The following is a 213-nucleotide window of genomic DNA, read 5'->3' as shown; positions in this document are numbered from 1 at the left end:
ATACCGCGCCGGTCGCGACCAACGACAGCGGCTACACCACCCAGCAGAACACCGCGCTCCAGATCACCGCGGCCTCGCTGCTGGCCAACGACACCGACGCCAATGGCGATCCGCTCGCCATCACCGGCGTCAGCCAGTTCTCCAACGGCACCGCCGTCTTCAACGCGCAGACCAACACCGTCACCTTCACGCCCACCGCCGGCTATACCGGCG

General features: G+C 67.6%; 1 protein-coding gene. It reads left to right on the top strand.

Annotated elements, in window-relative coordinates:
- The coding region (locus tag ASD64_RS21700) for a cadherin-like domain-containing protein (protein ID WP_056105154.1) at window positions 1–213 on the top strand (213 nt) is incomplete at both ends.

It is taken from the genome of Mesorhizobium sp. Root157, assembly GCF_001427385.1.
Taxonomy (GTDB): domain Bacteria; phylum Pseudomonadota; class Alphaproteobacteria; order Rhizobiales; family Rhizobiaceae; genus Mesorhizobium.
This window is presented reverse-complemented; position numbering and strand designations above follow the sequence as displayed.